Annotated in this window: 10 protein-coding genes; 8 read left to right on the top strand and 2 right to left on the bottom strand. The window is 47.4% G+C overall.

Annotated features, from left to right (window positions below):
- Nucleotides 1–6 precede the first annotated feature (6 nt).
- The 6 genes from OXH16_05415 to OXH16_05390 are packed head-to-tail and all read left to right on the top strand — an operon-like array spanning nt 7 to nt 7,656.
- Nucleotides 7–810 carry a methyltransferase gene (locus OXH16_05415; protein MCY3680813.1) on the top strand — a complete coding sequence of 268 codons (804 nt, stop codon included), beginning with the start codon at nt 7–9 and terminating at the stop codon, nt 808–810.
- 30 nt (nt 811–840) lie between these two features.
- Nucleotides 841–1,464 (top strand): class I SAM-dependent methyltransferase, encoded by a 624-nt coding sequence (locus tag OXH16_05410; protein MCY3680812.1) that lies wholly within the window; start codon nt 841–843, stop codon nt 1,462–1,464.
- Nucleotides 1,465–1,524: 60 nt separating this feature from the next.
- Nucleotides 1,525–3,951: an ABC transporter permease gene (locus tag OXH16_05405; GenBank protein MCY3680811.1), complete on the top strand. Its 2,427-nt coding sequence runs from the start codon at nt 1,525–1,527 to the stop codon at nt 3,949–3,951.
- 14 nt (nt 3,952–3,965) lie between these two features.
- The gene (locus OXH16_05400) at nt 3,966–6,443 is read left to right on the top strand and encodes an ABC transporter permease (GenBank protein MCY3680810.1); all 2,478 of its coding nucleotides are present in this window, start codon (nt 3,966–3,968) and stop codon (nt 6,441–6,443) included.
- Between the two features lie 46 nt (nt 6,444–6,489).
- The gene (locus tag OXH16_05395) at nt 6,490–7,263 is read left to right on the top strand and encodes a 2-phosphosulfolactate phosphatase (protein MCY3680809.1); all 774 of its coding nucleotides are present in this window, start codon (nt 6,490–6,492) and stop codon (nt 7,261–7,263) included.
- Nucleotides 7,264–7,290: 27 nt separating this feature from the next.
- On the top strand, nt 7,291–7,656 hold the full coding sequence (locus tag OXH16_05390; protein MCY3680808.1) for an ABC transporter permease: 366 nt from the start codon (nt 7,291–7,293) through the stop codon (nt 7,654–7,656).
- Nucleotides 7,657–7,979: 323 nt separating this feature from the next.
- On the opposite strand, the gene OXH16_05385 is transcribed toward OXH16_05390, so the two are convergent.
- Nucleotides 7,980–8,429: a DUF3368 domain-containing protein gene (locus tag OXH16_05385; GenBank protein MCY3680807.1), complete on the bottom strand. Its 450-nt coding sequence runs from the start codon at nt 8,427–8,429 to the stop codon at nt 7,980–7,982.
- The gene (locus OXH16_05380; GenBank protein MCY3680806.1) at nt 8,426–8,650 is read right to left on the bottom strand and encodes a UPF0175 family protein; all 225 of its coding nucleotides are present in this window, start codon (nt 8,648–8,650) and stop codon (nt 8,426–8,428) included. Before OXH16_05380 ends, OXH16_05385 begins: the two co-directional genes overlap by 4 nt.
- A 191-nt stretch (nt 8,651–8,841) precedes the next feature.
- Between OXH16_05380 and OXH16_05375 the strand changes: the two genes are divergently transcribed.
- Nucleotides 8,842–9,123 carry a hypothetical protein gene (locus tag OXH16_05375; GenBank protein ID MCY3680805.1) on the top strand — a complete coding sequence of 94 codons (282 nt, stop codon included), beginning with the start codon at nt 8,842–8,844 and terminating at the stop codon, nt 9,121–9,123.
- Between the two features lie 157 nt (nt 9,124–9,280).
- Entirely contained in the window at nt 9,281–11,728 is a 2,448-nt protein-coding gene (locus OXH16_05370) for an ABC transporter permease (GenBank protein MCY3680804.1), read from the top strand.
- Nucleotides 11,729–11,774: the final 46 nt, after the last annotated feature.

Raw genomic sequence — 11,774 nt, 5'->3', positions numbered from 1 at the left:
GATATAATGAAACACACATCACACCAGACCACTCTAAGAGACGATGCGACGTACGGACTTGGAGAAATCACGCTTCAACACCCTCCCGAAACGTCTCCTATTACCCCAGCCACTCGTATCTCAATCGAGGCAATCGGCGTACACAAACACCTGCTTCACGGCATTGGCATCGATTGGGGATGCGGCGGCGGATGTCTCTCCATCGCTGCCAGTCGGATTCCCGAAGTGAACCGCATAATTGGATTCGACATCACTGAAGACAATGTGGCGACAGCCAGCGAGAACGCGCGATTGAACAGGGTCGAAGCCAAGACCAAATTCATGCGCTCCAACTCCTTCGATCCATTTTCCGACACGGACCGCCGCGAACTGGAAAGCCTGAAAGGAAAAGTGAATTTTATCCTGGCCAACCCACCATCCAGCGAGAACGATGACGGATTCGAATACAGAAGAATCGTCCTGCGCGGTGCCAGAGAATTCCTGGTCAGCGGGGGTTGTGTATTCCTCAGCATCTCCTATCAGTACGGCATGCCGCGGATCACCAACCTGGAGAAAGATGTCCCGGGATTCCATCACGAAGGCGTTCTGGCGACCACGGATTGTGTTCCATTTGATCTTGCGCGACCAGACCTGATGCACTGTTTGGAATCATACGCGCTTGAAGAAGACAGAGGCGGACTCGAATACACCTTCTGCAACCCGTTGCAGCCATCTGAAAGCCTGGACGCTCGAGCTTCTTTGAAGCTGTTCAATCAAACGCAACACAGCCCCTTATCGAGATGGCAAACCCATCTATTCAGGTATTCCTGATCAACCTTTTACAGCAAGGAATAAATACCAATGAGCAGTAAAGACTATTTTGATCGCGTTGCCCAGGACTGGGACGAAATGCGCGAAAATTTCTTCTCCGATGAAGTCAGGGAAGAAGCACTTTCTACCGCTGCTGTCCAAAAAGGCAAAATTGCCGCTGATATCGGGGCGGGCACAGGCTTTATCTCTGAAGGCCTGATACAGGCGGGACTTCAGGTCATTGCGGTGGATCAGTCTGAAGCAATTCTAAAAGAAATGAAGAAAAAATTTGTGGACATTGAGACGATTGACTATCGCGTTGGACAAGCCCAAACCTTGCCCATTCCCGATGCAACAGTTGACTATGCTTTTGCCAACATGTATCTCCACCACGTTGAATCCCCGCCAGAAGCAATCGCAGAAATGGTCCGAATCCTGAAGCCCGTTGGTAAACTGGTGATCACAGACCTGGACGAACACGAATTTGACTTCTTGCGAGAAGAACACCACGACCGCTGGATGGGTTTCAAAAGAGCAGATATCGAGAAATGGTTTCAGAGCGCGGGACTGAGAGACATAGATATTGACAGCATCGGCACATGTTGCGAAGCGCAGTCGAGTTGTGGCAGCGAGTTTGCCAGCATCGGGATATTCATAGCTTCGGGTGGGAAATAATCATTGACTATATAGCGCGAAAAAAAAGCAATATTCTCACGCTTCAGGATGGGGGACAAAATGATCTTGAGTTATCTCCGCACATCTTTCCGCAATCTTTTTCGGCATCGCCTTTACACGCTCGTCAACATCCTTGGCCTTGCCGTGGGAATGGCCGCTTGTATCCTCGTCAGTCTGTTCTTGCAGCACGAATTCAGCTATGACGCCTATCATCGGGACATAGACCGCATTCATCGCGTAATGCGACTTGTACACCCATCAGGTGGCGGCCTTCCATACTATCCATTCGGCACTCAATATCGGGCTGGCCACACACTTGTCGATGAAATACCCGAAATTGAGGATATGACCCACTTTATCACGCGGCCCATGTGGGCTGGTCTCGAAGATCGCGGCTTTGATGTGCGCGGTACTGTGGCCGATCCCAATTTCCTGCGCTTTTTCACCTTTCCATTAATTGACGGAAGCCAGCCACCCGAATTAACACCTGGATCTGTCTATATCACAGAAAGTTTTGCACAAAAGCTCTTTGGCACCACAGACGTTATCGGGAGAACGCTCAAGATTTACTACAAGTGGGTGGAAGGCGACTTCTACATCGGCGGTATTCTCGGCGACCAGCCAGCTACCACATCGGGTGAGTTTGTGTTTGACATTTTAATCAATTATGAAGGGACCACGGGACCCATAACAGGTTCACCATGGAATCGAAGGCAATGGTCTCCCACAACAAGATTTCTCGTTCTAAAAACCTTTGTTCGACTCGCGCCTGATGCTTCCCTGTCATCTCTTCGCCCCAAGCTCCATGAATTTGCACGCCGTCATCTGGGCAATGGCGCAGACCCGCGTGACACCTACGACCTTATGCCCTTGCGTCGTCAGCATTTATATGCCCGACGCGATTTTCAATTACAGATGGATGTGTTGGACCAGCAGGACGGTCTTGTGCAGGGGGACATCAACCGCTGCTATACTTTTGGCCTTGTAGGAGCAATCATTTTGGCACTGGCATGTGTCAATTTCGTAAACCTATCCACAGCACGGGGAGCGAACCGCGCCCTGGAAGTGGGTGTGCGCAAGGCCGTGGGATCCACACGCGCTCAGCTTGTCACCCAGTTTCTCGGAGAGACGGTTCTCCTCGCCGGGATATCGGCTATTTTGGCACTTGCTATTGTCGAACTTGCCCTTCCTACAGTCAACAGCCTGCTAATTTCTTCTTTACAGCTAAACGCCTGGTACATCGTCGGTACTGCATTGCTCGCACTCTTTGTCGGCCTAACCGCCGGTGTCTATCCAGCGGTATTTCTATCATCTTTTGCTGCTGTGCAAGTTCTAAAGGGATCAGGACAGAAGATCGGCGGACGGTCCCAACTCCGTCGGAGTCTGATAACTTTCCAATTTGCCATTTCGGTGGTCCTCGTCATTGGTACGCTCGTTGTCTGGCAACAAACAAACTACATTCGCACACGCGACCTCGGATTTGTGAAAGAAGGCTTGATTACCATGCCCCTGCTCAAAGAAGACCGACGCTTGCGCGAGCACTTTGAAAGCATTCGAGACCGTTTTGAAGCAAGCCCCGACGTTTTGGGCGCGACTGTTTCTCTGGCTCCGCCCGGTTATGAAAATAATATTGATCGCTCGCTAATCAGACGGCTGGACCAGACGGATTCCGTGAATGTCCACTTCTTGTCGGTGGATCACAAATTTACCGAGGTCTATGACATCCCCATCCTTGAAGGCAGGCCATTGGCTTTAACTGACAAAGACCAATTCAAATTGCTCCTGAACGAAACAGCCGCTCAGGCACTGGGCGGTGTAAAACCGGGTACAGTTCTGAACTTCTTTTGGCTGAGGGATTTCAATTTCACTGTAGTAGGTATTTTCAAAGACTTTCACAACAGCAGTCTGCACAATCCCGTGCGACCCCTGATGCTTATATATCATCCATGGTACGATTATGTCACCGTCAAAGTGCGTATGGACAACCTGCCCAAAACACTGGACTTTCTCGCATCAGTCTGGAAGGATTTTGTACCGGCTCACGCCTTCAAATTCCTCTTCGTCGATGATTTTTTAAACAACTTCTACCAGAGCGAGATGCGTACCCAGAAAGCCTTCACCTATCTTTCTGGCCTGGCCATTTTTGTCGCCTGTCTGGGGCTTTTCGGCCTGATTGCCTATACCACAGAAGTTCGCACCAAAGAAATCGGTGTTCGCAAAGCCCTTGGGGCGTCGTCTGGCGATATTCTAATTCTCCTACTGAAAGAATTTGCGGTACTCATTACCATCGCAAGTTTGCTGGCATGGCCTGCCGCATATCTCTTCACCCGTTCCTGGCTAGATCGTTTTGCCTACCGAATTGATCTGGATCCGAGCGTATTTCTCGTCGGAAGCCTGCTGGTGCTTGTGATCGCATTTTGCACCATCAGCTTTCAAGCCATCCGCGCTGCACGCGCCAATCCAGTTGACGCGCTGCGTTACGAGTGATCGGAGATCGCTTCATGCTGAAGAATTATATCGCAGTCTTGATTCGATACCTGCTGAAAAACAAGCAATATGCTGTACTGAATATCGCGGGACTTGCCATAGGAATGACCACAGTGATGCTTATCGCGCTCTTTGTCCAGCATGAGTTTAGTTATGACCGCTCTCACAAAGATTCTCATCTGCTCTACCGCGTCTTACGGGAGACGCGATCCGAACAGGGTCAATCCACATACTCAGAGCGACTGTCTGGCGCGCTTGGCCTGGTTATTCGGGAAGAAATGCCAGAAGTAAATCAAGTCGTCCGTCTGCATCGGCGTGACGCCTGGATAAAATATCAAGACAGGGTGTTTGAGCAGATCTTATGTCTGGCCGATGAAGGGCTTATGGAGATGTTTCACTTTCCCGTACATACTGGGGGACCAGCCCAGCGAGTGCTCAGGGAACCGGGATCAATCCTGGTAACGCAATCCGCAGCTCAAAGATTCTTTGGAAGCGAGAACCCCATCGGTCAGGTCCTTTCAGTAGAAAACTACTTATTCGGAGGGGAATACCGTGTGGCAGGTGTTCTGAAGGATATCCCGAATACATCTACGATCTTTTTTGATTTTCTCGTCTCTCCGGAGAGTCTGAGGAATGAATTCAGATACTGGAACACATGGCTTCCACGGGGAGCCGCTCGTATTGAGATCTATTTGCGCCTTTCCGAAACCGCCTCTTTGAAGAGCCTTGAAGCAAAGCTGAATGACGCAATGCTGAGACATATGGGCGAGGAGATTGCGAGGACCAATGCCTATCATCTTCAGCGTGTGAACGACATTTACCTGCTCTCGGGAGACCAATTCGGCATTCTCAAACAGACATTCAGCTATATCATCAAACGGCCGTATGGGAGCCTGAGGACCGTGGAGCAAGCCTCGCTCATCGGAGTCCTTATTCTCGTCATTGCCGCAATGAATTTCGTGAATCTATCTACTGCTCTGTCGATCAGCCGAAACAGAGAGGTCGCACTGCGAAAGGTTGTAGGAGCAACCCGGGGCCAACTGATCAGGCAATTCTTAGGGGAGTCCCTGCTGCTGTCCCTGCTTGCGCTACTGGTCGCCTTTGTTCTAACTGTGCTCACGCTACCTGTATTCCGATCCTTTATCGACCGACCTCTGTTCATCAGTTCAGGAGACTTCCCCTCGATTGCAGTTTCGTCACTCGGACTGGCTTTGATTGTCGGCCTTACGGCGGGACTCTATCCGGCCATTTTCCTTTCTGGCTTCCAACCGGCGAGTACCCTCAAAGGCGGCTCTCAGCTTAGATCCAGCAGAAGGGGTCGATTTCGAAAAGTGCTGGTCATTCTTCAGTTCTCAATATCCAGTATTCTGATTGTGGGGACCCTGGTGATATCCAGCCAGCTATCTTTCATCCGCACGCAATTTGGGTTCAATAGAGACCATATTGTCCTGTTGCCAATTTTCCAGGTAGCCGGTAGCGTCGAAGAGCTTGGACCACTCGGAACCCAGTTAAAAAAACGGTTTCAGACGATAAAGCAGGGCTTCCTCGAGCATCCCAATGTTCTGAAGGCTTCAACGTCGCGATTTTATCTACAGGACTGGTCAGCACACTATAAATTCAGAACGCCAGAGATGGCTGAATTTTTGGAGATGCGGACATTTCCAGTGGATGAGGATTTTTTCGATTTATATGAAATTCCGTTCGTGGATGGGAAGACGTTTCCAAGGGAGTACACGGCCATCGCACATCGAGAACGAATCAGGACGGGACAAGAGGAGTACTTCATTCTCAACGAAGCCGCCGTAAAGCGTCTGGGATTGGCGCATCCCGTCGGACAGTTATTTGAATGGGCAGGACGAACGAGAGGAACGATCATCGGCGTTGTGAAAAACTTTCATTTACGCACGCTTCATGAGGAAATCGAGCCAGCCGTGTTCACAACAGAACACTGGAATATGAAAATCCTACATCTGAAGATCGCATCAGAAGGTGTGCCCGAAACCCTGGAATTCCTCAAAAAAACCTGGCATCGTTTTCTCCCTCAGCGTCCGTTCGACTATGAATTCCTCGATGCGCGTTTGGATTTTTACTATAGAGAAGAAATACGACTGGGCCAGATCTTCGGCACATTTTCTTTAATCGCCATCTTCGTTGCTTGTTTGGGACTCGTCGGTCTCTCATCCTTCATGATTCAACTTCGAACCCGAGAGATCGGCGTACGAAAGGTCCTGGGCGCCTCTGTATCAAACATCGTACTATTGCTCTTCAGCGAGTTTTCGAAGTTGGTCATCGCTTCAAATCTCATTGCTTTGCCGATCGCATTCTATCTCCTGGGCCGCTGGCTCGAGAGCTTTCCTTACCGGATTCAATTGGGCATCGAGCCGTTTCTTTTGAGTGGAATCATTACGATCATCGCTTCTCTCACGACAATCGGTTTCCAGACTTTCAGAGCAGCGACAACCAATCCGATAAACGCATTGCGGACAGAATAGATTTTGTAGTAGCTTATTTGATCATTTACTACTTGAAAGGGATAGAATGAAAAGAAAAAATAATGTCTATGATCAGCTACCATATTCAAATCGTTTTGATTGGGGGCTGAGAGGTGTAAGAAATGCCGTAGATCGTGGAGATATTGTTGTTATAGTTGATGTATTGAGTTTTTCTTCCACGGTTGTATCTGCTATTCAACATGGGGCGATAATTTATCCATTCCCAATGAAAGAAGGTGCTGACGAGTTTGGTCGACTCGTCAAGGCGAAGGTCTTGAAGGGAAGAGCAGAATCGTTGGTAAGTGGTGGAGCCTCTTTATCTCCTATTTCATTTAGTGAAAAGGATAAAGATTGTCGATATGTGTTGACATCATTGAATGGTGCTCTGTGTTCAAGACGAGGACGACAGGCACCCACTCTTTTGATTGGCTGTTTGCTTAACGCGCATGCGGTAGCCTCTGCTATTGAAGAAGAACGAAAAAAAAATTACTCCGCCGTTAGTGTGGTCGCTTGTGGGGAACACTGGTCGGATCCTGAAGAAGAAGAGAATTATTTGCGTCCTTGTATCGAAGATTATTTGGGGGCTGGTGCTATTTTAGCCGGGTTAGATGGATCAAAGTCCCCGGAAGCTCAGGTCTGCGAAAACGGATTCATAGCATCTAAATCACATATTCAACAGTTAATCGAGAAATCCAGTAGTGGGGTAGAATTGATCGAGAAAGGCTTTAAAGAGGATGTGGCATTCGCTTCACAACTTAACCAATTTTCCGAAGTACCAATCTTAGTTGATGAACATTTTAAAAAATGGACAAAAACTTGACAGCCTGCACCGTTTATGGAGGATGTGATGTTCAAGAATTACTTCACAACTGCGTTGCGTAATTTCTCGCGACAGAAGACGTATTCGCTTATCAACATGGCGGGACTTTCTGTAGGGCTGGCCTGTAGTTTTCTGACCTTTATGTGGGTAAAAAATGAGATTACGTATGACCGATTTCATGAACAGGGCACGCAGATTTATCGGGTGATGCGTAATTTCTCTACAAATGACAAAATTTATACCTGGTCTGCTATTCCCATGCCACTGGCCAACGTTTTAGTAGAAGAATACCCAGAGATTACCCACGCTATTTTAATAACCCCCCGGCAAAAACTTCTCCTATCTAAAGACAATCAATTATGCTGTCCAGAGAGTTTATCAAGTTGGTGGTGATTGCGTTTGTATTGGCCATACCTTTAGCCTATTACTTTACGACAATGTGGTTGAACGCGTTTGCCTATCGCATCAATATAGGGTTAGAAGTCTTTGTTTTCGCAGGCGGGGCATCATTTATTATTGCCTGGTTGACTGTGAGCTATAAAGCACTCAAAGTGGCCTCTGCCAATCCTGTCGATGTCCTACGCAATGAATGAAAAGAGAAATAACAAGAGACATTGTCAAATGTTATCGCTTCGTGATACCGAGTGTGCCAAGTTTCAAACCGCCACAAACTCAAAAGGAAATTTCTATGACTGGGCATTGGGACGTTAAGCTTATTATTCTTCTACGAAATGCAAAGCTTCTGCTTTTAATGCAGCACTGATATAGAACCCTGTATCATCCAGATTTTGAAGTACAGGCTTGACGGTGGACAGAATACCTCTTTGCTTGGCGAGAATCAAAATACCTACTGTTCCTATAACCCTGAGGCCCATATCTTGCCCCACACGACGCGCCTGACGATCATCCAGGATAATTCGACACTTCTGCTCTTGAGACAAAGTAATCGCCTCTGCCTCTCCATCATCAATCATCATTTTTAATGCAACAGCCAACGCCCGGTCAGAAAGTCTTTCTACCTTCAGCCAGGGTAAGGAGATTCCAAATTCTTGTGCCACAGCCGGTGGTATTAATACAGACTCAAAAAGGGCCGGCAGAATCTCGATTTGACCGATGCGTTCAAGCGCAATTAAGCATGTGCTATCCGCTACGACGCGCTCACTCACTGATTGATCTCCTGCCGCAACTCTTCAGGAGGATAATCAAAGACAGGAACCTGGTAGTGTCCAAGAATCTCCATAAAGGCGCGTTTGGAGTGTCCAGCAATTTTCGCTGCCTGACCAAGCGACACTTTACCAACTTCGTAGAGTTTTATGGCAAGAAAAGTTTTTGCCTCATCTCCGGAAAGACTTGAAGGAAGCTCGACTTTTAGATTAACTGCGCCCATAAAAAATATCCTTAGATTTTATAGAAGCACAAAACATAATAAGGCCCATATCCATCGCTGATTGGAAATATAAGAGACTTTTTCTTAAAACGCAAAAGGTTCGGGGGAGAGGCCAAAAAATCTGGCGCTCTGGCGGTGATCATGCGATCGTTTACGCGGCCATTCCGAAGAATGACAAACCTGTTGCTCAAGTGAACGAGGTTTTAGATGTTGGCTATTTCAATCCAGATCAGTTGCCCGAACCGTTTACGTGGTGGCATCGTCGAAGAATTGATGATGCCCTGCGTGGGATCACGGGCGTTTCTTGCGTACAGGACAGAGTCTGGACACTGGACCCAAACCTGAGTCGCCGAGAGATATACGACATGTTGACCCGTTCAGGTTTATCGCCCAGTGACTTTTATGAACAGTATTTCACTGAAATAGGACAACCCGGAGAGAAAATCGAAGTTGACGGTGTTTCAATTGGGTAATCAAACACTTTCGGGAGTGGCTAACTCTAAGTGTGAGAATCAGCAATTTTTAAGTTGACACGCTGCGTTATAAGTGAACGGAGAGGCTAAGACTTCTTTGAAGATTGAGTCCCGCTACCCCAGGCTAAAAGGGCTATTTACACATGGAAGAACACCAATGCTCAAAAACTATTTAACAATCGCCATCCGCATCTTGTTTCGGTACAAGGGATATTCGCTCATCAATATATCGGGATTGGCTATCGGCATGGCGTGTGCTGCGCTGATACTGCTTTACGTTCAAGATGAACTCAATTTTGACACACATCACATCAAACGCGACCGCATTTACAGAGTGCTCCGCGAGTTGAAAAGCGGAGATAACAGCATATTCAGCTATCGTACATCGGGTGCCCTGGCACCTGCTATTTTACAAGACATTCCTGCCGCTGAACAGGCCATTCGAACCTTCTGGTTTAAAACATTTGTTCGTTATGAAGACACACTGTTCGATCTCCAATATTGTATTGCCGACCCTGAAATTCTAAATGTATTCACCATTCCCTTTCTCAAAGGGGATCCAAAAACAGCTTTGCAAGGTGCAGGGACGGCGGTTTTGACAGCATCTGCCGCGGCCAGAATTTTCGGCAGGGTTGATCCCATCGGCAAGCAACTTCGGATCGATGGAGACCGAGACGGCACCATCTACACCATAACGGGCATTGTCTCAGATCCCCCCACAAATAGTTCATTGCATTTTGAATTGCTCACAACACATGTCTCGCGCATTATACCTAATTTTCTCAGGTATTGGACAGAGTGGCGCCCTATGTCACAGTATCGCGCTATTGAAACCTATGTTTTGTTACGTGAAAAAGCAGACCCAGTAGCATTTCAAATGCAACTTGCAGAAATTATGAAACGCTACATGGGCGATACAGTTGCGGAAAACAATGCGTATCACTTGCAGGCAATGAACCGGATGCATTTGTATTCAGCACAGGATTTTGGCATGCGCGATCACCTCTCGCAAGACGCTGGCAGGCCAGCCTATGGCGACATTAATCAAATTTATCTGCTATCCATTATTGCTCTGATCGTGCTCGTTATTGCCTGCGTTAATTTTATCAACCTGACGACATCGCGAGCGATTTCTCGGGCAACCGAAGTCGGCGTTCGCAAAGTAGTAGGCGCGCATCGAGGATTGTTAATATCTCAGTTCTTTTTTGAGATCATGCTCTTAACATTGATAGGCAGCATCATTGCTCTTTGTCTTCTGGAACTGATACTGCCCGGGTTTAATGCCTTTGTTGCCAAAGACCTCACCCTGAACCCACAACGCAATCCAATCCCCTATGTCATCGGACCTGTAGTCGTATTGATAATAGGCATCGTGGCCGGCGGCATCCCGGCGTTTTACCTGTCCGCCTTTCAACCGATCCAGGTACTTTCGGGAAAATCTCCAGCTGGACTAAATCAAAAATCCAGATTTCGACAAGGACTGGTGGTCTTTCAATTTGGATTAGCGGTAATTCTAATCGCATTTACCTTTATCGTTCACAAGCAACTCAAATACATGCAAATGAAAGACCTTGGATTTCTCAAAGAACAGGTGATTGAATTAGATATATTCTGGAAGGCGCGAGATGTACAGGGCAGGGATTTAGTGGCTCGCTACCAGGAAGTGAAACAGATCTTTTTGCAACATCCAAATGTCCTATCAGCCACAGCAACGCGGTTTCCACAGGACCGTCCTGCGCCCTTAAATGTATATCAGGCCGAAGGCTTGTCAGAAGAATGGCGATTTGGAGAGTTTGACATAGACGAATCGTATGTTGACTTTTTTGGGGTAGATATCGTTCAAGGCCGGAATTTGTTCATAGGGGATCGCTATCAAGACAGGGATTTACCAGTCAAATATTTGCTGAATGAAACCGCCGTGAAAATGATAGGCTGGGATCAACCTGTCGGCAAGCGATTTGGCCGTGCAGGCAGAATAGACGGTGTAATTGTGGGCGTAATCGATGACTTTCATTTGGGTAGCTTGCATCAGCAAATTCCGCCCCTGGTCTTCCGACAGGGTTCGATAAAATTTTTGTATCTCAAAATTACCCCTCAAAATATGCCAGAAACCCTTCAATTTATCGGACAAATGTGGAAGGAATTATTACCCGAACGACCTTTTACCTATGCATTTTTAGACGAAAAACTGGACCACACAAACTATGCGAAAGAAATTCAGTTGAGTCAGGTTTTCAGTGCATTCTCTGCACTGGCCATTCTCATCTCTTGTTTGGGGCTACTTGGCCTGGTCTCATTCATGGTTGAGCGACGCACAAAAGAAATTGGAATACGCAAGGTATTGGGTGCATCCGAGTACGATATTCTGCGCTTATTCTTAAAAGAATTTTTATTCCTGGTCGTTATATCAAATGCGATTGCGCTCCCCATCGCCTACTGGGGCATTCACCAATGGTTAGAATCATTTGCCTATCGAACACAAGCGGAAATCACCATCTTCGCAGGCACGGGATTGTTAACCCTGTTCATTACCGGGATCACCGTAGGATTTCTCATCTTAAAAAATGCGCGCAGAAATCCGGTTGACGCGCTGCGTTTTGAATGAACGGAGCGACAAAGACTTTGAGGACACTTTTTCCCACATGCTCGAA

This window comes from Gemmatimonadota bacterium (assembly GCA_026705765.1).
Lineage (GTDB): Bacteria > Latescibacterota > UBA2968 > UBA2968 > UBA2968 > VXRD01.
This window is presented reverse-complemented; position numbering and strand designations above follow the sequence as displayed.